The 21,646-nt window shown below is 73.3% G+C and carries 17 protein-coding genes; 4 read left to right on the plus strand and 13 right to left on the minus strand.

Translation table 11 applies throughout. The features are described from left to right. The first annotated feature begins 55 nt into the window (after positions 1 to 55). Genes M1D46_RS16070 through M1D46_RS16080 form a run of 3 tightly spaced genes read left to right on the plus strand, consistent with a single transcriptional unit; the run spans position 56 to position 5,796 of the window. Positions 56 to 2,854 (plus strand): MMPL family transporter, encoded by a 2,799-nt coding sequence (locus M1D46_RS16070; protein WP_456286080.1) that lies wholly within the window; start codon positions 56 to 58, stop codon positions 2,852 to 2,854. Next, positions 2,851 to 5,295: a YhgE/Pip family protein gene (locus tag M1D46_RS16075; RefSeq protein ID WP_456286081.1), complete on the plus strand. Its 2,445-nt coding sequence runs from the start codon at positions 2,851 to 2,853 to the stop codon at positions 5,293 to 5,295. The genes M1D46_RS16070 and M1D46_RS16075 overlap by 4 nt, the downstream gene beginning before the upstream one ends. 57 nt (positions 5,296 to 5,352) lie before the next feature. Continuing rightward, complete coding sequence (locus tag M1D46_RS16080; protein WP_421076158.1) at positions 5,353 to 5,796, plus strand: DUF1905 domain-containing protein; 444 nt, start codon at positions 5,353 to 5,355, stop codon at positions 5,794 to 5,796. A 55-nt stretch (positions 5,797 to 5,851) separates the two neighbouring features. Here the strand turns inward: M1D46_RS16080 and M1D46_RS16085 are convergent, their stop codons facing one another. From M1D46_RS16085 to M1D46_RS16095, 3 genes are read right to left on the minus strand one after another with little or no spacing between them, the layout of a single operon-like run. Continuing rightward, on the minus strand, positions 5,852 to 7,888 hold the full coding sequence (locus M1D46_RS16085) for a PTS fructose transporter subunit IIABC (RefSeq protein WP_456286082.1): 2,037 nt from the start codon (positions 7,886 to 7,888) through the stop codon (positions 5,852 to 5,854). A gap of 41 nt (positions 7,889 to 7,929) precedes the next feature. Further along, on the minus strand, positions 7,930 to 8,931 hold the full coding sequence (locus M1D46_RS16090; RefSeq protein WP_456286083.1) for a 1-phosphofructokinase family hexose kinase: 1,002 nt from the start codon (positions 8,929 to 8,931) through the stop codon (positions 7,930 to 7,932). Next, positions 8,928 to 9,707: a DeoR/GlpR family DNA-binding transcription regulator gene (locus tag M1D46_RS16095; protein WP_324013996.1), complete on the minus strand. Its 780-nt coding sequence runs from the start codon at positions 9,705 to 9,707 to the stop codon at positions 8,928 to 8,930. The genes M1D46_RS16090 and M1D46_RS16095 overlap by 4 nt, the downstream gene beginning before the upstream one ends. Positions 9,708 to 9,844: 137 nt before the next feature. On the opposite strand from M1D46_RS16095, the gene M1D46_RS16100 reads away from it, so the two are divergent. Then, positions 9,845 to 11,287: a glycosyltransferase gene (locus M1D46_RS16100; RefSeq protein ID WP_456286084.1), complete on the plus strand. Its 1,443-nt coding sequence runs from the start codon at positions 9,845 to 9,847 to the stop codon at positions 11,285 to 11,287. On the opposite strand, the gene M1D46_RS16105 is transcribed toward M1D46_RS16100, so the two are convergent. The 10 genes from M1D46_RS16105 to M1D46_RS16150 form a co-directional block, all read right to left on the minus strand. Further along, on the minus strand, positions 11,277 to 12,419 hold the full coding sequence (locus tag M1D46_RS16105) for an acyltransferase family protein (RefSeq protein ID WP_456286085.1): 1,143 nt from the start codon (positions 12,417 to 12,419) through the stop codon (positions 11,277 to 11,279). The genes M1D46_RS16100 and M1D46_RS16105 overlap by 11 nt on opposite strands. A 52-nt stretch (positions 12,420 to 12,471) precedes the next feature. Further along, on the minus strand, positions 12,472 to 13,449 hold the full coding sequence (gene ccsB, locus M1D46_RS16110) for a c-type cytochrome biogenesis protein CcsB (protein ID WP_456286086.1): 978 nt from the start codon (positions 13,447 to 13,449) through the stop codon (positions 12,472 to 12,474). A 54-nt stretch (positions 13,450 to 13,503) separates the two neighbouring features. Beyond that, positions 13,504 to 15,225 carry a cytochrome c biogenesis protein ResB gene (resB, locus tag M1D46_RS16115; protein WP_271174551.1) on the minus strand — a complete coding sequence of 574 codons (1,722 nt, stop codon included), beginning with the start codon at positions 15,223 to 15,225 and terminating at the stop codon, positions 13,504 to 13,506. Further along, positions 15,222 to 15,995, minus strand: coding sequence for a cytochrome c biogenesis CcdA family protein (locus M1D46_RS16120; RefSeq protein ID WP_282980321.1), 774 nt, complete (start codon positions 15,993 to 15,995; stop codon positions 15,222 to 15,224). Before M1D46_RS16120 ends, resB begins: the two co-directional genes overlap by 4 nt. Positions 15,996 to 16,014: 19 nt before the next feature. Next, a complete protein-coding gene (locus M1D46_RS16125; protein WP_456283836.1) occupies positions 16,015 to 16,650 on the minus strand; it encodes a TlpA family protein disulfide reductase in 636 nt (211 codons plus the stop codon). A 144-nt stretch (positions 16,651 to 16,794) separates the two neighbouring features. Next, positions 16,795 to 17,679 carry an N-acetylneuraminate synthase family protein gene (locus M1D46_RS16130; protein ID WP_456286087.1) on the minus strand — a complete coding sequence of 295 codons (885 nt, stop codon included), beginning with the start codon at positions 17,677 to 17,679 and terminating at the stop codon, positions 16,795 to 16,797. Further along, entirely contained in the window at positions 17,676 to 18,239 is a 564-nt protein-coding gene (locus M1D46_RS16135) for a KdsC family phosphatase (protein WP_374727746.1), read from the minus strand. The genes M1D46_RS16130 and M1D46_RS16135 overlap by 4 nt, the downstream gene beginning before the upstream one ends. A gap of 121 nt (positions 18,240 to 18,360) precedes the next feature. After that, on the minus strand, positions 18,361 to 18,990 hold the full coding sequence (locus M1D46_RS16140; protein WP_271174547.1) for a histidine phosphatase family protein: 630 nt from the start codon (positions 18,988 to 18,990) through the stop codon (positions 18,361 to 18,363). 19 nt (positions 18,991 to 19,009) lie between these two features. Continuing rightward, complete coding sequence (locus tag M1D46_RS16145) at positions 19,010 to 19,717, minus strand: DedA family protein (RefSeq protein ID WP_456286088.1); 708 nt, start codon at positions 19,715 to 19,717, stop codon at positions 19,010 to 19,012. A 134-nt stretch (positions 19,718 to 19,851) separates the two neighbouring features. Continuing rightward, positions 19,852 to 21,552: a DUF222 domain-containing protein gene (locus M1D46_RS16150; RefSeq protein ID WP_456286089.1), complete on the minus strand. Its 1,701-nt coding sequence runs from the start codon at positions 21,550 to 21,552 to the stop codon at positions 19,852 to 19,854. Positions 21,553 to 21,646 lie beyond the last annotated feature (94 nt).

Consider the following 21,646-nt stretch of genomic DNA (forward strand, 5'->3'; position numbering starts at 1 on the left):
TATCGGATACAGCGCTGTATCGAAGCCCGTCTGACGTGCCCCCGGAGGCGCCACCGTGTCCACTCTGCTGTTCTCGCTCGGCCGCTGGTCCTTCCGCCACCCCTGGCGCGTCCTCGGCGGCTGGCTGCTCCTCCTCGTCGTCGTGGGGGCGGGTGCCCTCGGCCTGAACCGCGGCTTCGACAACAGCTTCTCGATCCCCGGGACCGAGGGCCAGGAGGGCATCGAGCAGCTGAGCCGCACGTTCCCGCAGGTCTCGGGGACGGCCGCGCAGTTCATCGTCGTGGCCGCCGATGGCGACAGCATCGACGATGCGGCCTACCGGGAGCCGATCGAGGAGAAGGTCGATGAGCTCGCCGACTTCCCGGGGGTCGAGGCGACGACCTCGCCGTACAGCGAGATGGTCGACGGCCTCGTCTCCGACGACGGCGAGGCCGCGATCGTGCAGGTGCAGTTCACCGGCCAGAGCTCGACGATCTCCGATGAGACGAAGGACGGCTTCGCCGACGCCGTGCACGAGCTGCGCGGCGAGCTGCCCGACGGCGCGCGCGTCGCGCTCGGCGGCGACCTCTACGCGACCGAGCTCCCCGCCCTCTCGATCGTCGAGGCCGTCGGCGTCGTCATCGCGCTGCTCGTGCTCATCGTGACGTTCCGCTCGTTCGTCCTCGCTGGCCTCCCCCTCGGCATCGCCCTGCTCGGCGTGGGCGTGTCGATGCTCGGCATCGTGGCGTCGACCGCGTTCGCGACCGTGTCGTCGACGACGCCGATGCTCGCCCTCATGCTGGGGCTCGCGGTCGGCATCGACTACGCGCTCTTCATCGCGGCGCGACACCAGGACCAGGTGCGCAGCGGCGTCGATCCCGAGGAGTCCGCCGCCCGGGCCACCGGCACGGCCGGGTCGGCGGTGGTCTTCGCGGGCGTCACGGTGCTCATCGCGCTCGTGGGCCTGGGCTTCGCCGGCATCCCCTTCCTCACGACGATGGGCATCGCCGCCGCCGTCGCCGTCGCCGTCGCCGTGCTCATCGCGGTGACGCTCACACCCGCCTTCCTCGGGCTCGTGAAGGGCCGAGCCGCCGGTCGGCCGCCCCGGGCCCGGCGCACACGGAAGAGCCCGGCGGCCCCGGCGGATGGCGCAGAGCCGGCCGAGGACGCAGGTGCGCGCCCGGGGTTCGCGCTGCGCTGGGTGCGCGGAGTCACACGCCACCCCTGGATCACGACGGTCGCGGTCGTGCTCGGGCTCGGCATCGTGGCCGTCCCGTCGGCCCAGCTCGGCCTCGCTCTGCCGAACGCGGGCGTGCTGCCTGAGGACAGCGAGGCGCGGCAGAGCTACGACCTCGTCGGCGAGCACTTCGGCGAGGGGTTCAACGGGCCCCTCATCCTCACCGGCACGATCGTGACGTCGGACGACCCGCTCGGCCTCATGGCGGACCTCGCGGACGAGGTCGAGCAGATCGACGGCGTCGCCCGGGTCGCGCTCGCGACGCCCAACGAGACCGCCGACACGGGCATCGTCCAGATCATCCCCGAGACCGGGCCATCCGACCCCGCGACGAGCGAGCTCGTGCGCGAGCTGCGCGCGCACCACGACGCGTGGCTCGACGAGTACGGCGTCGACCTCGTCGTGACGGGCTTCACGGCGGTCTCGATCGACATCTCCGACCGGCTCGGCGAGGCGCTCCTGCCGTTCGGCGTGTTCGTCGTGGGCCTCTCGTTCGTCCTGCTCATGATCGTCTTCCGCTCGATCTGGGTGCCGCTCAAGGCGACGGCGGGGTACCTGCTGTCGGTCCTCGCCGCCTTCGGCGTCGTCGCGGCGGTCTTCGAGTGGGGCTGGGGCGCCGACCTCCTGCACGTCGCGCGCACGGGCCCCGTGATCGCGTTCATGCCGATCATCGTCATGGGCGTGCTCTTCGGCCTCGCGATGGACTACGAGGTGTTCCTCGTCTCGCGCATGCGCGAGGACTACGTGCACGCGGCGCGGCGCCGCGGTCGCACGCGCGAGGTGGCGGTGGGCGCGATCCACACGGGCTTCGCCGCCTCGGCCCGCGTCGTGACGGCCGCCGCGGTCATCATGTTCGCGGTGTTCGCGGCCTTCGTCCCCGAGGGCGACAGCAGCATCAAGCCGATCGCGCTCGCGCTCGCCGTGGGCATCGCCGTCGACGCGTTCCTCATCCGCATGACGCTCGTGCCCGCGGTCCTCGCGCTCCTCGGACGCCACGCCTGGTGGATGCCGGCGTGGCTCGAGCGCGCCCTGCCGCACTTCGACATCGAGGGCGAGGCGGTCGAGCGCGAACGCGAGCTCGCCGACTGGCCGGAGCCCGGCTCGACGGCGGTCGTCGCCGCCGAGGGGCTCGTCATCGCCGACGGCGACCGCGCACTCGTGTCCGGCGCCGATCTGCGGGTCGACCCCGGCGAGGCGCTCGTCGTGACCGCGGACGACCCGGCCCGATCGCGTGCCGTGCTGCTCGCGATCGCCGGCCGCCTGCCGATCGCCGACGGCCGCCTGCGCGTCGCCGGCCATCTCCTGCCCGGACGCGGGGCCTGGGTCCGCGGCCATGTCGGCGTCGCCCTCCTCGACGGCGCGGACGACCCGGCCGCCGACCTGCGCGCCGCGCTCTCCGGCGCGACGCGGCTCGTGGTCGTGGACGGCCTCGACACGCTCTCCCCCGCGACCGGCGACCAGGTCGCGGCGCTCCTGCGGGATGCCGCGCACGCGCAGGACCCGACCGCGCCGCTCACGGTGGTCGCCGCGGCGCGCGACTCCCGGACGGCCCTCGCCCTCCTCGCCGCCGCGGGCTTCCCCGATGGCGGCACCGCAGACATCCACACGCCCGACGAGACCCTCGAGGTGACCGCATGACGCCCTTCCGGCCATCCGCAGACCGCAGCCGCGTGCGCTGGCTCGCGGTGATCGGAGCGCTCGCGCTGCCCGCCCTGCTCGGCGGCGTGCTCGTGTCGGCGCTCGACGACCCGACCGCGCGACTCGACAACATGACGGCCGCGATCGTGAACGACGACGACGGCACCGAGATCGACGGTCAGACCGTGCCGCTCGGCCGCCAGCTCGCCGCGGGGCTCGTCGAGGGCTCCGACGACCTCGACAGCAACCTCGACTGGGTGCTCTCGAACGAGGACGACGCCGAGGAGGGCCTCGCGGACGGCACGTACCAGGCCGTCGTGACGATCCCCGCCGAGTTCTCGGCCGCGGCGATGTCGTCGGCGCAGTCGCTCTCGGGCGAGGACGAGAAGCCGGAGCAGGCGCTCATCGAGGTCACCACCGCGCCCGACGCCCGGGTCGTCGACGGCGCGATCACGAGCGAGATCGCCTCGGTCGCGGCATCGACGCTCGGCACGACGCTGTCGGAGTCGACGCTCGAGAACGTCTTCGTCGGCTACACGACGCTCGGCGACCAGCTGGGCGAGGCGGCCGACGGCGCCCACGCGCTCGCCGACGGAGCGACGCAGGCGCAGGACGGGGCGACTCAGCTCGCCGACGGAGCGACGCAGGCGCAGGACGGGGCGATGCAGCTCGCGAACGGCGCAGGTCAGGCGCAGGATGGCGCCGTCCAGCTCGCGAACGGAGCCGGAGCGGCCCGTGACGGCGCGACGCAGCTCGCCGATGGAGCGGGCGCCGCGCAGACCGGCGCGACGCAGCTGGCCGACGGGGCGACGCAGGTCGCGGACGGCATCGGCCAGCTCGGCACGGGCGCCGGCGATCTCGCGAACGGCGCCGACCAGCTCGCGACCGGAGCGACCGACGCCTCGGCCGGCGCGACCCGCGTCGCCGACGGAGCGGGCGCGCTCGCGGACGGGGCGACCCAGCTCGCCGCCGGCATCCGGCAGGCGCAGGATGGCGCCGCGCAGATGCAGACGCAGCTGTCCGACGGGGCGGCGGCCCTCACCGCGAGCGGACTCGTGCCCGACGATCTCCTCGCGGCCGCGAGCGGAGCGGCGCAGGCGACGACCGGCGTCTCCGACGGCCTGGACGCCCTCGTCGCGGGCTGCGCGGCCTCGGGAGCGGCGGCGGAGTACTGCGCGCAGCTGTCGGCGATCGCGGGAGCCGCAGACCAGGCCGAGCAGGCCGCGGCCGGCACCTCGGGCGGCCTGTCGGCGTTCGACGCGCAGGCCACGGCGCAGATCGCGGGGCAGCTGCAGGAGGCAGCGGGCGGCGCGGGCGCTCTCGCCGGCGACGAGGGCCTGGGCGCCCTCGCAACGGGCGCCGACGAGCTCGCGTCGGGCGCGAGCGAGCTGCAGACCGGGGCCGGCGCGCTCGCCGACGGGGTCGCGCAGCTCGCGGGCGGCGCCACGCAGCTGGGCGACGGCGCGCGCCAGCTGCAGGGAGGCGCGGCCCCGCTCGCGGATGGTGCGACGCAGCTCGCCACGGGAGCGACCGACCTGTCGGGCGGCATCGGGCAGCTCGCCGGCGGCACCACCGACCTCTCGGACGGCATCGCGCAGCTCGCGACGGGCGCTGCCGATCTCGGCAGCGGCATCGGGCAGCTCGAGGACGGCGCGACCGACCTCGGCGACGGCATCGGGCAGCTCGCCGACGGCGCGACCGACCTCGGCGACGGCATCGGCGAGCTGGGGTCGGGAGCGACCACGCTCGGCGACGGGCTGGATCAGGCGACCGAGGCCCTCCCCTCGTACACCGACGAGGAGGCCGCCGACCTCGCCTCGGCGGTCGCGGACCCGGTCGCCTCGAGCGCGTCCGATCTCGAGCTCTTCGGCGCCTCGGCCATCCCGCTCCTCATCGCGGCCGTGCTGTGGTTCGGCGGTCTCGCGACGTTCCTCGCGCTGCGCCCCATCGCCGGCCGGACGCTCACCTCGCGCCGCGCATCGGTCCTGCTGGCGGGCGGCGGACTCCTCCCCGCAGCGGGCATCGGCGCCGCGCAGGGCGTGCTCGTCGCGGGCGTCGTGCAGCTCGCGGCGGGCTACGAGGCGTCGACCTTCTGGGCGCTCCTCGGGCTGAGCGCGCTCGCGGGCGTGTCGTTCGCCGCCGTGCACCAGGCGCTCGTCACGATCCTCGGTGGGGCGGGCCGCTGGATCGCGGCCGTGGCCGGAACGCTCGCGATCGCCACGGGCATCGTGTCGACGACCCCTGGCGTGCTCGGCGACCTCGCCGCGGCCCTGCCCACGGCCCCGGCGCACCGCGCCCTGCTCGCGGTCATCTCGGATGCGCCGGGTGCTGGCGCCGCGATCGCCGGGCTCGTCGTCTGGGCGGTGCTGGCGTTCGCGGCGACCTCGATCGCGGTCGCCGCGCGGCGCACGGTGTCGGCGCGCGCCCTGCTCGCGAGCTGAGCCGGGTGCAGGGCGCGACGCACCCGAACGCGGATCCGAGGCCGCTATCGTGGCCGCATGAACGCCCTGCAGCTGCACACGACCATCCATGCGCGCGGGCCGGCCGCGGCCATCCTGCTCTCGGACGAGCAGGTGGCCGCGCTCGGCTCGGTGAAGAACCCGCCTGTCGTCGTGACGATCGGCGACCGGGTCGCACGGCTGCGCATCGCGCGGATGGGCGGCGAGAACATGCTCGGGCTCAGCAAGGCCGCGCGCGCCGAGCTGGGCGTCGAGATCGGCGACGAGGTCGAGGTCGAGATCGCCCTCGACGCGGCAGAGCGCACGGTCGAGGTGCCGCCCGCGCTCGCCGAGGCGCTCGCGGCGGATCCCGCCGCGAAGGCCGCATTCGACGCGCTCGCGTACTCGCGCCGCAAGGAGATCGCCCGGTCGATCGCGGAGGCCAAGCAGGAGGCGACGCGCGACCGCCGCCTCGAGAAGGCGCTCGCCGAGCTGCGGGGCTGATCGACAGCACGGCGCCCCATCCGACGAGCGGATGGGGCGCCGTGCGCCGCGCGGATCAGGCGATCGCGACGGCATCCTCAAGGGCCGGTGCGGGAGCGTCGGTGCGGCGACGCGCGAACCGCTTGAGGAGCACGACCGCGAAGGCCGTGACGACGGTGCCGGCGACGAGCGAGAGCGCGAAGCCCCAGATCGGGTCGATCGCGAACCACACGAACAGGCCGCCGTGCGGGGCGCGCGAGCCGACCGAGAACAGCATCGAGAGCGCGCCCGTGACGGCCCCGCCGAGCATCGAGGCGGGGATGACGCGCAGCGGGTCGGCCGCCGCGAACGGGATCGCCCCCTCCGAGATGAAGGACAGGCCCAGCAGCCACGCGGCCTTGCCGTTCTCGCGCTCGGGCGCGGTGAACGCCTTGGGGGCGAGCACGGTCGACGCGAGCGCCATGCCGAGCGGCGGCACCATGCCGGCGGTCATGACCGCGGCCATGATGAGGTACGGCACGCTGTTGCCCTCGGTCGCCGTTCCCAGGCCCGCGACGGCGAACGCGTACGCGACCTTGTTCACGGGGCCGCCGAGGTCGAAGCACATCATGAGGCCGAGGACGATGCCCACGACGACGATGAGGCCCGACTCCGCGAGCCCGTTGAGCCCGTCGGTCATGGCGCTCATGAGCGCCGCGATCGGCCAGCCGAGGAACAGGATCATGAGGCCCGACGCGAAGATCGAGCCGAGCAGCGGGATGATCACGACGGGCATGAGGCCGCGCAGCCAGCGCGGGACGCTGAGCGAGCCGAGCCACCAGGCCGCGAGCCCGGCGAGCACACCGCCGACGATGCCGCCGATGAAGCCCGCGCTCATGAGCACGGCGACCGAGCCGGCCACGAAGCCGGGCGCGATGCCCGGGCGGTCGGCGATCGCGAACGCGATGTAGCCCGCGAGCGCTGCGACGAGGAAGCCCATCGAGATGCCGCCGATGGAGAAGAACACGGCGCCCAGGTATTGGAAGAGGCCGCCCTCCGGCAGGTTCCACAGGGCGTTCCCGAGGACGATGTCCTGGGCGTTCTCGTTGATGTCGAACCCACCGAAGAGGAACCCGAGCGCGATCAGGAGGCCGCCGCCCGCGACGAACGGGATCATGTACGAGACGCCCGTGAGGAGCACGCGCTTGACCTTCGCGCCGAACGACTCCTTCTGCGCGGAGGCGGCGGCGGTCGACGCCGCCGCGCTTCCGCTCACGCGCTCCGCCGCCGGGTCGGCCGCGGCCTTCGCGGCGGTCTCGATGAGCTCGGCGGCGTGCTCGATGCCCGCCTTCACCGAGCGCCGCACGACGGGCTTGCCGGCGAAGCGCTCGGGCTCGCGCACGTCGACGTCGACCGCGAAGATCACGGCGTCCGCCTGCGCGATCGTCTCGGCGTCGAAGCGGTCGAAGCCGCTCGAGCCCTGCGGCTCGACCGCGAACTCCACGCCGGCCTTCTTCGCGGCGGCGGCGAGCGCGTCGGCCGCCATGTACGTGTGGGCGATGCCGGTGGCGCACGCGGTGACCGCGACGATCCGCACGGGACGCCCGTCGATCTGCCGTCCGCCGTCGGCGGGAGCCGCCGGCGTCGGCGCCGCCGCGACCGGCTCCGCGTCGGCAGCTCCGTCGCCCTCGCCGATCGCGTGACGGACGATCGCGACGGCCTCATCGGCGTCCTTCGCGCCGCGCAGGGCGGCGAGGAAGTCCTCGTCCATGAGGTGCCGCGCGAGCGTGGAGAGCACGGCGAGGTGCTCCTCGGCGGCGGTGTCGGGCGCGGCGATCATGAAGACGATGTCGCTCGGGCCGTCGAACGAGCCGAAGTCTACGCCCGGCGAGAGCCGCGCGAAGGCGAGCGAGGCCTGGGTGACGGTCGCGCTCTTGGCGTGCGGGATCGCGATGCCTCCCGGCAGGCCGGTCGCGTCGGTCTCCTCGCGCGCCCACGCGGCGGCGAAGAGCTCCTCGGCGTCGCGGGCGCGGCCCTGCGCGACGAAGCGCGCCGAGAGCGAGCGGAGCACGGCTTCCTTGTCGGCTCCGAGATCCTCGTCGAGGCTGACGAGCTGGGGGGTGATGGTGGACACGGTGCCCTCCTGGATGGGTGCGGTGCGGGATTCGGGTGCGCTCAGTCGAGCGCGCGGACGGGGATGTCGCCGGTCGGGAGATCGGCGGGGGTCGCCAGGCGCGTCCCGGGCAGGGCCGCGGTCGCGGAGCCGTAGCGGACGGCGGTGCGGAGCCGCTCGGCGGGGGCGGCCCCGGCCCGGTCGGCGAGCAGGTAGCCGGCGAGCGAGCTGTCGCCCGCTCCGACGGTGCTGAGCACGTCGACGCCCGCCGGGATGCCGGCGTGCCAGACGCCGTGCGCGTCGACGAGGATCGCGCCGTCGCCGCCGAGCGTCACGAGGGCCGCGCGGACCGTGCCGGGCACGAGCTCCCGCGCGAGGCGTGCCGTGGCGGCGATCGGGTCGGCCTCGACCTCGCGGACGAGACGCGACTGCAGCGCGGGCCGGTCGACATCCGGCGCCGAGAGGTCGACCGCGAGCTGCACGAGCTCGTCCTCGTTGGGCTTGATGAGGTCGACGGCGCCGATCTCGTCCGCCTGGGCGAGCACGGTCTCGAGCGCGGGCCCGGTCGCGTCGACGGCGATCCGCGGCGGATGCGCGACGCGGGAGCGCACCGCGCGGATGACGGTCGCGTAGAGGTCGCCGGGGGCGCCCGCGGGCAGCGAGCCGCACAGGGCGAGCCAGTCGGCGCCGTCCGAGGCCGCGACCACGGCGTCGACGAGCGCGCGGAGCACGTCGTCGCCGAGCGGGGTGCCCGCGAGGTTGATCTTCGTCGTCTCGCCGGCGGCATCCGTCAGCGCGATGTTCGCGCGGGCGTGCGCCGTCGTCGGCACGGCGCGGATGGCCAGGGTCGGGTCGAGCAGCGCCGCGAACGGGTCGTCCGCGGCGAGCGGCAGGACCGCGAGGGCCTCGACCTCGGAGCCGTGGAGCACGCGGGCGACGTTGACGCCCTTGCCCGCGGCGTCCTCCTGCGCGGACGAGGCCCGGTGCACCTCGCCCGGCACGAGGGCGCTGTCCAGCGCGATCGTGCGGTCGAGCGCCGGGTTGGCGGTGAGCGTGACGATCATGCGACCCAGACCTCCGTTCCCGCGTCCTCGAGCGCCGCGGCGAGCGCCGCGTCGGGGGCGCGATCGGTGACGAGCACGTCGAGCTGGTCGAGCCTCGCGAAGCGCTGCAGCGACTCCTCGCCGAACTTCGACGCATCGGCGAGGACGACGACGCGGCGCGCGGCGCGCACGATCGCGCCCTTGACATCGGCCTCGTCGGGATCGGGGGTGCTCGCGCCGAATGCGGCCGAGAGGCCGTTGACGCCGACGAAGGCGATCTCGGGCCGGAGGGATGAGATCGCCTCGACCGTCCGCGCGCCCACCGCCGCTCCGGTCACGCCGCGAACCCGTCCGCCGATCGCGGAGAGGGCCACCCCCTCGCTCGCGCTCAGGGCGGCGGCGATCGCGACCGAGTGCGTGACCACCTCGACCCGCGCTCCGCCGAACCGGGCGGGAAGCAGATCGGCGAGCGCCGCGGTGGTCGTGCCCGCGTCGAGGAGGACGGAGCCCGTGAACCCGGAGGGCAGGGCGTCGAGCGCACGCTGCGCGATCCGCCGCTTGGCGACGCCGTGGCGGCCGACGCGCTCTCTGAGGTCGGTCTCGGCGAGGCTGCCGCGGTCGGCGGGAACCGCGCCGCCGTGGACGCGGCGGAGGACGCCGGCCTCCTCGAGGACGGCGAGGTCGCGGCGCACGGTCTCGGTCGTGACGCCCAGGCGCTCGGCCAGATCGGCGACCGCGACGCGGGCGTCGGCGAGCAGCGCCTGCTCGATGAGCTCTCTGCGCTCCGTTGCGTACATGCGGCATCCTCCTTCGGATTCCCACACAATACAACCGAAACCCACACAAAGCAACAGAGTTATGGATCCGCTGGCAGACCGTCCGCCACACGCGCAATCCCCTGGGACCGCTGAGGCCGCCGACTTAGGCTCTCCGGATGCTGCACCTCCGCCCGATGCTTCCCCGCGGGCGTCAGTACGCGCTCACGTGGTCGGTCGACGACACGTGGGGCGGGATGACCTCCGCGATGCTCCACCGCAGCCGCGCGTTCGTGCGTCTCGCCGACCGGCCGGTGACCGTGCTCACGTTCGATCCCGACCCGGACTACCCGGCCAGGGAGGAGCGTCTGCGGCGCGAGGGCATGATCGTCGATGGGATGGCCCTCCTCAATCTGTGGGACTGGCTGCGCGAGAACCCCCTGCCCGGCGGCTCCCTCCGCCCCGACCGGCACCCGTTCACGCCGCTCGCGACCCTGCCGCCGCGTGACGGCGAGCGGCTGTCCGAGCGGCGCCGGGGCGACATCGTCCTCAGCCGCGTGCGCGCATCAGAGGGCGGCGAGATCCTGCAGACCGACCACTTCCGCGCGGACGGCTCGCTGCTCCTCTCGGAGCGCCGGGATGTCACCGAGCGCGGGACCCCAGGCGGGAAGTCCGTCGTCCTGTGCGACGGCGACGGCCGGCCGGTGCGGTCGTGGGGCCGCATCGCGCACCTCTACCGCGCGTGGCTCGACGCGCTCACCGAGGACGAGCCGTCGTACCTCGTCGTCGACAGCAAGACCGTCGCACGCTGGGCGATGGACTACCACCGCCCGCACGCGGTGACCATGCACGTCGTGCACGCATCGCATCTCGTCGGACGCCGGCGGCCGATGGGGCGCCTGCGCGAGTCGCGGAGGCCCGTGTTCGAGAACCTGGACGCGTTCGACGCCGTCGTGCTCCTCACGCGGCGCCAGCGCGACGACGTCGTGGCCCTGCTCGGCGAGCACGCGTGCCTGGACGTCGTGCCGAACGGGCGCGACCTGCCCGAGGCGCCGCCGCTCGAGGGCCGGCCGCCCGGCGCCGGCATCATGCTCGCGAGCCTGACCCGACGCAAGCGCGTCGCGCACGCCATGGCGGCCGTCCGCGCGGCCCGCTCCGCGGGCCTCGACGTCGAGCTCGACGTGTGGGGCGAGGGCGAGGACCGCGCGAGCCTCGCCCCGCTCGCCGACGACCGCATCCGGCTGCGCGGGTACGCGCCCGACGCGGCCGCGCACCTCGAGCGCTCCTCCTTCCTGCTGTCGACGTCCACCTCGGAGGGCTTCCCGCTCGTCCTCATCGAGGCGCTCGCCGCGGGCTGCGTGCCGATCGCGTACGACGTCCCCTACGGGGCGGCCGACATCATCCGCGACGGCGAGAACGGGTTCCTCGTTCCCGCGGGCGACGAGGAGGCGCTGGCCGCCGCGGTCGCGCGGTTCGTCGGAGCGTCAGAGGAGGAGCGGATGCGGATGCGCCGTGCGGCCGTCGAGAGCGCGCAGCGCTTCTCCGACGAGGACGTCACCCGCGCGTGGGGACAGGCGATGCGACGCGCGCACCGCAGGAAGCACCGCCTGCTCAGGCGGTGACGCGGGCGAACGCGCGCTCCGCGCGGCGCCCCGCCGCGCGCGCGGCACGGTGGGAGGGCCGCTCGACGCCGCGGTGGAAGAGCCACCCGACCGCGAGGCTCAGCGGGACGCCCGCGAGAGCGACGAGCGCCCAGTTCTCGTCGCCCCACGCGAACGCGAGCGTCGCGAGGATCGGCGCGTGCACGAGGTAGAGGCTGAACGAGATGTCGCCCAGCCAGCGCAGCGGGCGCGTCTGCAGCACGCGCTCGGCGAGCGGGGAGCACACGGCGAGCAGGATGAGCCCTGCCGCGCCCGCGCCCGCGAGACCCCACAGCGCCTCCCCCAGCGTGCTCGACGGCGGCACGAGCGGGCGCGTCCACCACGACGCGATGAGCAGCAGCCAGGAGGCGGCGAAGAGCGCGAGCCACAGGATGGGCCGCGGCCGACGCCGCGCCCACGCGGTGATCTCGTCGAGGCGGACGGCGATGAGGCAGCCGAGCAGGAACGTCGGCAGGTAGACGAGCGCGTCGAGGTCGAAGGGCCGCTCGTCGAGCACCCGACCGGCGACCATCGCCGCGATGCACGCGGCCGCGGCCGGCCAGGCCCAGCGCCGCAGGAGCAGCGCGACGGCCGCGAACACCGGCAGCAGCACGCTGAAGACGATCTCCCAGCGCAGCGACCAGAGCGTGTTCACCGTGTCGTACGTCACGGGCATGAGGGTGGCCTCGTCGAACGCGAGCGCCCAGTCGGGGAAGGTGATGTTGGCGTTCACGATCCAGACGTCGGGCGTCACCCGGGAGGGGTCGCGCGGGATGACCACGACGAGGAGGACGGCGAAGAGGATGGCCGCCCACACGGGCAGGTAGAGGCGCACGAGTCGCGAGACGAAGTAGCCGGGCCACGAGAACCCCGCGCGCAGCGCAGGGAGCGTCACGACGAGGCCCGACAGCACGAAGAACACCTGGACCGCCTCGGTTCCCGCGAACCCCAGCTTGAGGGGCGACTCGGTCGCCGTCTCCCAGATGAGGCGGGCCGTCCCGTCGTCGGCGAACGGCCGGGCGATGAGGCTCGCGTGGTAGAGCACGACGACTAGCGCGGCCGCTCCGCGCACGCCGTCGAGCGCGTGCAGTCGTGCGGGTCGGGGCGCGGCCATCCGATCAGCCTAGGCAACCGAGCGGGGCGCGGTGCTCAGGCTCCTCCCACGCTCAGCTGAGGCCGCTGTACGCGTGCAGCCCCTCGAAGAACATGTTCACGATCGTGAAGTTGAAGATCACGGCGGCGAAGCCGACGATCGAGAGCCACGCCGAGCGCGTGCCGCGCCAGCCGCGCGTCGCCCGTGCGTGGATGTAGCCCGCGTAGAGCACCCAGATGATGAAGGTCCAGACTTCCTTCGTGTCGAAGCCCCAGTAGCGCCCCCAGGCGTCGTTCGCCCAGATGGCCCCCGCGATGAGCGTGAACGTCCAGAAGATGAAGCCGATGATCGCGAAGCGGTACGCGAGGCCCTCGAGCGCCTCGGCGCTCGGGATGGTCCGGAGCATGCTGCGGCGCGCGGGCGCCTCGGCCGCTTCGACGGCCATCCGCTCGCGCCGTGCCTGCAGGAGCTGCAGCACCGACAGCGCGAAGGCGAGCGCGAGGAAGGCGGTCGCGAGCGACGCGACGAAGACGTGGATGACGAGCCAGACCGACTTGAGCGGGTCCATGAGCGGCGTGATCTGCACGTAGAACAGCGACGACGAGCCGAGCAGCACCGTCACGAGGCCGGTCATGAACGACCCGAGGAAGCGGAGGTCCTTCCAGAACAGGACGCCGAGGTAGACCGCCGTCATGAGGAGCGTGCCGGTCATCGCGAACTCGTACATGTTCGACCACGGCACGCGCCCCGCCGCGAGGCCGCGCAGGAGCGTCGCGCCGAGGTGGAACACGAAGCCGAGCCACGTGAGCGAGGTGCCGATCCGGCCCCACACGTAGCGCGGGGCCGCCGCGCCCGCGGTCTCGCTCGCGGCGGGAGACGCGGCGCGGGCGCCGACGCCGACGAGCTGCCGGGCGTCCTTCGCGGCCAGCGACGCCTGTGAGCGGTTCGCGAGGTCGACCGCGTAGGCGATGAACGCGAGGACGTAGAGCGAGATGGCCGTCCAGACGAGCACGACGGAGAAGCTGTCCATCGTCACGGGATCGAGCTGCATGGTGTCCATCCTAGGTTTCGGGGGTCGCGCGCGGTCGGGAGCCGAGCGCGAGGATCAGTCGTCGAGCGCTGCCCGGTGCTTCGCGCGCAGCTGCTCGACCGCGTCGGCGAGCGCGGGATCCTCGCCGCGGGCGAGAGCCGCGTACTCGAGGCGCACGCCGTCTCCGTCGGGCGTGGCCTTGACCCACATCCGGCGCCGAGGCACGAAGAGCGCGACGAGCAGGCCGAGCGTCGCGAGGACCGCGAACACGAGCACGCCGAGCGCCGAGGGATCGTGGTGGATCTGGAGCGACACGAACCGCTTGACCGACTCGGTGTAGCCGAGGGCCGGATCGGTGCCCTCGGGCGTCTCGTCCTCGAACGTGATCGTGCCCATGCCGTTCGGCAGGTCGGCGGTGTCACCCGGTGCCAGCTCGATCGAGTCGACGCCCGTGTCGCCGCCCGTGAGCTGCTCGAGCCCCGTCACGTCGAGGGCGTACACCGAGCGCGGCGTGCCGTCGTCGATACCGAGGTCGCCCGCGTACACGTTCAGGGTGAGCATGGGGTTGAGCAGGTCGCCGTACGCCGAGGCGAACGCGCCCGTGTCGAGCGGCACCTGGGTCGGGTAGAAGAAGCCCACGAGGCCGAGCTGCTCGGAGAGGCCGTCGGGCACCTTGACGACGCCGGTCGACGTCATCGCGGTGTCCTGCGGCAGGAACGGTACGGAGTCGCGGTACACGACCTCGCCCTCGGGGTTCCGGACGGTGATCGTCGGCGCGTACCCGTTGCCGAGCAGGTAGATCGCGTCGCCCTCGAGCTGGAGAGGGTGGTTGACGCGCACCGCGTCCTCCGACGTCGACCCGTCGGGATGCGTGACCGTGACGTTGGCGGAGAAGTCGCCCGCCTGCCCCGACCCGGGCCCGCCGTACTCCTGGTAGGTGACGTCGAACGAGTCGAGCCGCATCGAGTACGGCGTGAGGGCGGCCTCCGACACGAAGCGGCCGCGGTTCATCGACGAGTAGTCGAGCAGTGAGTTGACGAAGGTCGTGCCCTCGACGACGACGCGCTGGCCCGTGTAGGCGAATCCGCCGCCGATGCCGACCGTGAGGAGCACGCCGACGAGCGACGCGTGGAAGACGAGGTTGCCCGTCTCGCGCAGGTACCCGCGCTCGGCCGACACCGAGAACGCGCCGCGGCCGTCGTAGCGCTCGACGCGATACCCCTGCGCCTTGAGCTGCGCGGCCGCGAGATCGACGGCGTGGGCGGCCTCGGCCTCCGGGTCCTCGGCCGCGATGCGGTCCTCGCGGAAGTCGTCGAGGCGCGCGAGCCGCGCGGGCGTGCGCGGCGGCTTCGTGCGCAGGGCCTTCGCGTGGTGCTTCGTGCGCGGCAGGATGCAGCCGATGAGCGAGACGAACAGCAGGATGTAGATCGCCGAGAACCAGGCGGACTGGTACACGTCGAACAGCTGCAGCGCGTCGAGCACGGGGAACAGATCCGGGTTGTCGCGCTCCCACTGCGTGACGCCGTTCGGGTTCGCCATGCGCTGCGGGAAGATCGACCCCGGAACGGCCGCGATCGCGAGCAGGAGCAGCAGCACGAGCGCCGTGCGCATGCTCGTGAGCTGCCGCCATCCCCAGCGCAGCCATCCGACGAAGCCGAGCGCGGGCTGCGCGATCGCCTCGTCGGCGTCGACGTGGTCGGAGGGGCGCAGCGGCTCGCTGCCGTCGCGCTGGGGCGCGGTGCGCTGATCGGTCACGGTGTCCTTCCGGGCGGTCGCGGCGCCCTTCTCGGCGGTCATAGGGGCGGCTCGATCGTGGCGAACAGCACGCCGAGGCGCGACATCACGTCGGTCCACAGGCCCGTCACCATGAGCAGGCCGAGCACGATGAGGAGCACGCCGCCGACGATGTTCACGACGCGGATGTGCCGACGCAGGAACGCGGTCGATCGCGTGACCCAGCCGAAGCCGAGGGCGACGAGGAGGAACGGGATGCCCAGCCCGAGCGAGTAGGCGAGGCCGAGCACCGCGGCGCGCCATCCGTCTCCCTGGATGATCGCGAGCGACATGATCGCCGTGAGGGTCGGGCCGATGCACGGCGCCCAGCCGATGCCGAGGGCGATCCCGAGCAGCGGAGCGCCGATGAGGCCGAGGTCGCCCTTGACCTGCGGGCGCGCGATGCGCTGCGCGAACCCGAGGAAGCCGATGAAGACGACGCCCATGAGGATGATGACGACGCCGAGGATGCGGGTGATGAGGTCGCCGTAGAGCAGGCTGAACTGCTGCAGGCCGCTGCCCGCGAGCCCGCCGAGCACGATGAGGGTCACGAACACGAGCGTGAAGCCCGCGATGAACAGGAGCACCCCGCCGACGAGGCGACCGCGCGAGCCGCCCGGCGCCGCGCCATCCGCCGCCCCACCGCGGGGCGCGACGGCTCCCCCGATGAAGCCGAGGTAGCCCGGGATGAGGGGAAGCACGCAGGGCGACACGAACGACACGAGCCCCGCGAGCATCGCGATCGGGATCGCGAGCCACAGGGCCCCGCCGAAGACGACGGCGTCGAGGCTCACGATGCCGCGCCCGCGGCGGTCATGCCGACTCCGCGAGCGTGTCGGCCACGAGCGTCGAGAGGATGGACGCGCCCTCGAGCTGGCCGATGAGGACCGCGGCGACGCGCCCCTCGGTGTCGAGGACGAGCGTCGTGGGCGTCGCCTGGATCGAGGTCGCGCCGGCGAAGGCGAGCTTCGCGCTGCCGTCGTTGGCGTCGATGATGCTCGGGTACGTCACGCCCCACCGCTCGGCGAACGAGCGCGCGGTGTCGGCCTGGTCGTAGGTGTTGACGCCGACGAACGACACGTTCTCGCCCTGGTACTCCTGCCACACCGACTCGAGGTCGGCGGCCTCGGCCCGGCACGGGCCGCAGGCGGCGTACCAGAAGTTCACGACGGTGACATCGCCCGCGGTGTCGTCGCTCGAGAGCTCGTCGCCCTCCTCCGTGACACCCGACCACTCGACGGGCTCGCCGCGCTCCTCGACGGGGATCTCCTTCACCCGGAAGTCGCTCGCGATGTAGCCTTTGTCGTCGCCTTCGAGGTAGGCCTGCGTCACGGGGTCCGCGGAGCACGCCGCCAGACCGGCGATGAGCGTCGCGACGGCGAGCGCGGCGGCCGCTCTCGCGCCCCGGCGGATGCGGGGAGACAGGCTCGGGACGGCAGGCGTGCGCACGGCTCCCATCCTACGTTCCCGTGTTCGAGGTGCCTGGGTCGATGCTGTATGGCCGGGGCGGTGGCTTCGGGGCAAGGCTCGGCGAGCCTTGCCCCGAAATGCGGCGATCGGGCGCCGGTTTGCCGCGAAGGTGCGGCAGGCGGGTCAGACCGCGGCGCCCGCTCCCACGCGGCGCAGCTTGGCCATGGGCGCGAGCTCGCCGGGGAAGACGCGCTTGATGCCGTCGCCGAGGGCGGGCTCGATGTCGCGGATGCCGGCGACGAGGGCCGCGAGCTCGGTCGGCTCGATCGAGGCGGCGTGGTCCGAGCCCCACATGCCGCGATCGAGCGTGATGTGGCGCTCGACGGCGGCGGCGCCCAGCGCGACGGCCGCGAACGAGATCGCGAGCCCACGCTCGTGCCCCGAGTATCCGACCGGGACGCCGGCGAAGCGGTCCTTCAGCGTCGGGATCATGCGGAGGTTCGCCTCCTCCGCCGGCATCGGATACGTCGACGTCGCGTGCAGGAGGACGAGGTTCTCCGTGCCGAGGAGGTCGACCGCCCGGTCGATCTGCGCCATGGTCGACATGCCCGTGGAGAGGATGATCGGCTTGCCCGTGTCGCGCAGAGCCGCGAGGAGTCCGTCGTCGGTGAGGCTCGCCGAGGCGACCTTGTGCGCGACGACGTCGAGGTCCTCGAGGAACGCGACCGACGGCTCGTCCCACGGCGACGCGAACCAGTCGACGCCGCGCTCGGCGGCGTGCGCGCCGATCTCGAGGTACTCGTCGCGGCCGAACTCGACCCGGTAGCGGTACTCGAGGTACGTCATGGTGCCCCACGGCGTCTCGCGCGGCACGTCGCGCATGTGCTCGGGCGTGGAGATCTCCGGGGTGCGCTTCTGGAACTTGACCGCATCCGCGCCGGCGGCCGCGGCGACGTCGATGAGCTCCTTGGCGATCTCGACCGAGCCGTTGTGGTTCAGGCCGATCTCGGCGATGACGTAGGTGGGGTGCGCATCGCCCAGCGTGCGAGTGCCGATCGTGACCGTCATGAGTGCTCCTCCGGTTGTGACGAGGACGGGATGGACGCGCGGAGCGCAGCGCCCGCGCGCTCGGGCACGAGGCCCGTGCGGGAGCGCAGGACGCGCTCGGCCAGTTCGCGGACGGCGCCGTCGCCGCCCGCTCGGTGCAGGACGACGCGGGCGATCGCGAGCACGTCGGGATGGGAGCGCGGAACCGCGACGGGCCAGCCGACGATCCGCAGGCACGGCAAGTCGTTCACGTCGTTGCCCAGGTACGCGACATCCGCGAGCGCGACGCCCTGGGCATCCGCCCACTCGCGCAGAGCCGCCGCCTTGTCGTCGAGCCCCTGGCGCACGTCGACGCGGAGCTTGCGGGCGCGCGCGGCGACGACGCCGTTCGTCTCGGTGGAGAGGATGAGGAAGGGGATGCCGGCCCTGCGCAGGAGCGAGACGCCCATCCCGTCGGAGCGGCTCACCCGGACGAACTCGCGGCCGTCGGCGTCGACGAAGGCGGTGTCGTCGGTGTGGACTCCGTCGAAGTCGGTCACGACCGCCCGGGCGTCGATCGCCTCTCGCCTCAGACCGCTCACGTGACCTCCGTCAGCGGGCGTCTCCCGCTGACCTTCTACGGTCAGCGCACTGCGTGAACGCGAGGGGTCCGGAAGGTGCCCGCGAGGCGACGGCGGGGTGAAGGATGGCGCGGTGCGGGTCTCAGACGGCGCCGACGTCGACCGCGCCCGCGGTCGACGCAGGCTCGACGTAGTCGATCTCGCGCCAGACGTCGCCCTTGCGCTCGAACGAGGTCACGCTCGAGAGGGCGCACCGGCGCGTGCGGGGATCGTGCCGCAGCGGCAGGCCCGCGACGGAGAGGTGCGTGATCCAGATCGGCGCCTGGTGCGTCACGATGACGACATCGCCGCCGTCGGCGGCGTCCCACGCGTCGTCGAGGGCCGCGTGCATGCGGTCGACGACCTCGCGATACGGCTCGCCCCAGCTCGGCCGCGACGGGCGGCGCAGGTGCCACCAGTTCTGCGGGATGAAGACGGCGCGGCTCATGCGCTTCCCCGCGAACGCGTTCCACGGCTCGATGACGCGCTCGTCGGCGCGCGGCTCGAGCTCGAACAGCGCCGTGAACGGCTCGGCCGACTCGCGCGTGCGCTCGAGCGGAGAGCACACGAGCTCGGCGAGCGGGCGATCGAGCGAGCGCACGTAGTCGGCCGCTGCCCTGGCCATCCGCCGCCCGTCCTCGCTCAGGCGGAATCCGGGCATGCGCTCGTACAGCACGCGCCGCGGATTGAAGACCTCGCCGTGGCGGACGAGATGGAGGCGTTCGGCGGGCACAGGCCCAGTCTACGAACGCTCAGTCGGCCGCGGGCGCCTCGCGCTCGCCGCGCGGAGCGACGGCACCGGCCGCCCGCTGGCGACGCTGCGCGCGGATGCGGACGACGACGAACCAGACGACCGCGGCCGCGACGCCCACGATGACGACGTTCTGGACGATGTCCATGTACTGCTCGACGATGTGCCACCCGCTGCCGAGATACCAGCCGACGAGGATGAAGACGGTGTTCCAGATGACGCTCCCCGCGGCCGTGAGCAGCGCGAAGCGCCACACGGGCATCCGCACGACACCCGCCGGGATGGAGATGAGGCTCCGGAAGATCGGGACGAACCGGCCGAGGAAGACGGCCTTGCCGCCGTGCCGGTGGAACCAGGCCACCGTCCGGTCGATGTCCTCTCCCGAGACGAGCGGCAGGCGCTCGGCGATGCGGCGCAGGCGGTCGACGCCGAACCAGACGCCGATGCCGTAGAGGAGGAGCGCGCCGACGATGGACCCGACCGTCGTCCAGAGGATCGCCTCCCACAGCGCGAATGCGCCGCGATGGGCGGCGAGGCCCGCCATGGGGAGGATGGCCTCGCTCGGCAGCGGCGGGAACAGGTTCTCGGCCGCGATCGCGACGCCGGCGCCGTAGGGGCCGATGACGTCCATGAGCCCCACGACCGCATCCACGAGAGTGGAGAGCCAGGATCCTCCGTCGGCGGCGGCCGTGATCTCGGTCGTCGTCATGTCGGTGCGGCCTTTCCGTCGGCGCGGGCGGTGGGGTCGGGCTCGACGCTATCGACGGCGCATCCGGGTTCCCTGTGCGAAGGGCCGGGATCGCCTGTGCGCTCGTCGCGCGTGGTTCGGCATCTGCGGGGTTGTCAGCATCTGAGGTGTTGGGTGAGTTTTGCGTGGAGTCTGGTGCGGGAGGTGGGTGCTGGGCGGTGGCGGTGGTGTCGGTCGATCCAGTTGGGGGCGGCGATGTAGGGCACGCCGTGGTGCATGTGGATGTTCCAGCCGGAGGTGTCGAGGTGGTGGTGGTGCCACCAGCAGAGGAGGACGCCGTTGTCGGTTTCGGTGGGTCCGCCGTGGGCGTGGTCTTGGACGTGGTGGATCTCGCACCAGGCGGCGGGGATGGTGCAGCCGGGGATGATGCATCCGCCGTCGCGGGCGACGATCGCTTTGCGCTGGGTGGGGGTGAAGCAGCGTTGGATGCTGCGCAGCTCGAGGATGCGTCCTTCGGGGCTGAAGAGGGCGCGGAGGATGTCGCCGGTGCATCCGATCCGGCGGGCCACGGTCGCGGGGACGGGCGCGTCGACGCCGTCGAGGTGCGCGATGCCGTGCTTCGGGCGGGTGAATGCGGGACCCGGGCCGTGGGCCGCGGTGTCATGCACGCCGTCGCCGTCGCCGCTGGGGTCTGTGTCTGTGGTGGTGAGGTCGTCGGCGGTGATGTGGATCATGACGGTGGGGGCGGCGCCGCCGAGGGTGGGGGTCTCTGCGGCGCGTGAGGCGGCCTGGATCATCGCGAAGAACGCGTCGTGGCGCTTCTGTCCGGGGGTGCGGGGGTCGTGGATGATCTCGTCCGGTCCCCACGGGTCTGTGTCGTTGCGGGTCTCGGTGTCGATCCCGTCGAAGAACCCGCCATCGCCATCCGTGTCCGCGCCGCTTTCGGCGTCGCCCGCGTCGGCGTTGCTGCGCAGGGGGTCGCCGCCTTCGGGGGCGTCGTCGTGGTCTGTGGTGGGGGTGAAGGTGACGTGGCGGGCGGGGTTGGTGTGGGCGGAGAGGAGGTTCTGCAGGAGGGCGCCGGCTTCGGGGACGAGGGTGCCGTTGACACGGAAGGCCCCGTCGGGCAGGGGTGTGAGGGTGAGGGTGCGGTTGCGGATGGGGCGTTCGGGGTCGGGCGGGAGGCCGTCCGCGGTGAGGACGTCCACCCACGCGTCCGCGTGGGCTTTCACGACGCTCCACGGCACGGCCGCGGCCGTGCCGTCCGGGAACGGCGAGGTGGCCTCTGCTGGGGGTGCGGCCTCGTCCAGGTCGGTCGCGATCGCGCCGGTGGCGATCCCGACGAGGTGACGCTCCATCACCTCGAGCTTGTCGGCCTCGGAGGCGGGCGCGCCGCGGCGGGCGGTGGCGACGGCCTTCACGATCAGCGCCGCCGGCTCCGCCCCGAGCAGGCCCGCTTCCACTGCCGCGGCCACCGCCGGGTGCGCCGGCGGGACGGGGAGCCCGGTGGGGCCTTCCCGGTCGCGGGTGGCTTCATCCAGCCGCACCCGCGCGGATACTGCCGGCCCGGGGATCCCGGTGAGCCGCTCGAGCAGTTCCCGCCCGTCCCGGCAGCCGAGCTCTCCCGCGAGGGGCCTTTCCAGGCCCCGCCGGGACCGCCACGCGACCTCCCCTGCCGCCCGCACCCGCAGCGCGTCCACGACCCGCCCCAGCTGCTCCACCCGCGCGGTGAATCCCGCGAGATCGCCCGACGCCACCTCCCCCACCCGTGTGAACAGCCCGCCCAGCAACCCGACCGCGGCGCACACCGCGCCGGCCGGATCATCCTGCCCCTCATCGGGCACCCATGGGAAGGCCATACCCCATGATAGAACACAACTACGACCAGATGCAAGACATTCCTCGAAGATTCTTCGAAGATCCGTTGCCTGCAATCTCGCGTGCCCAGGGCCA

This window comes from Microbacterium sp. JZ70, from assembly GCF_053903225.1.

Excerpts from the sequence above, each read along its gene's own strand:
- M1D46_RS16080 (WP_421076158.1), top strand. The coding sequence starts at position 5,353 with ATGAACGCCCTGCAGCTGCACACGACCATCCATGCGCGCGGGCCGGCC.
- resB (WP_271174551.1), bottom strand. The coding sequence starts at position 15,225 with ATGACCGCCGAGAAGGGCGCCGCGACCGCCCGGAAGGACACCGTGACC.
- ccsB (WP_456286086.1), bottom strand. The coding sequence starts at position 13,449 with ATGCAGCTCGATCCCGTGACGATGGACAGCTTCTCCGTCGTGCTCGTC.
- M1D46_RS16105 (WP_456286085.1), bottom strand. The coding sequence starts at position 12,419 with ATGGCCGCGCCCCGACCCGCACGACTGCACGCGCTCGACGGCGTGCGC.
- M1D46_RS16145 (WP_456286088.1), bottom strand. The coding sequence starts at position 19,717 with ATGACGACGACCGAGATCACGGCCGCCGCCGACGGAGGATCCTGGCTC.
- M1D46_RS16150 (WP_456286089.1), bottom strand. The coding sequence starts at position 21,552 with ATGGCCTTCCCATGGGTGCCCGATGAGGGGCAGGATGATCCGGCCGGC.
- M1D46_RS16075 (WP_456286081.1), top strand. The coding sequence starts at position 2,851 with ATGACGCCCTTCCGGCCATCCGCAGACCGCAGCCGCGTGCGCTGGCTC.
- M1D46_RS16130 (WP_456286087.1), bottom strand. The coding sequence starts at position 17,679 with ATGACGGTCACGATCGGCACTCGCACGCTGGGCGATGCGCACCCCACC.
- M1D46_RS16095 (WP_324013996.1), bottom strand. The coding sequence starts at position 9,707 with ATGTACGCAACGGAGCGCAGAGAGCTCATCGAGCAGGCGCTGCTCGCC.
- M1D46_RS16100 (WP_456286084.1), top strand. The coding sequence starts at position 9,845 with ATGCTGCACCTCCGCCCGATGCTTCCCCGCGGGCGTCAGTACGCGCTC.
- M1D46_RS16090 (WP_456286083.1), bottom strand. The coding sequence starts at position 8,931 with ATGATCGTCACGCTCACCGCCAACCCGGCGCTCGACCGCACGATCGCG.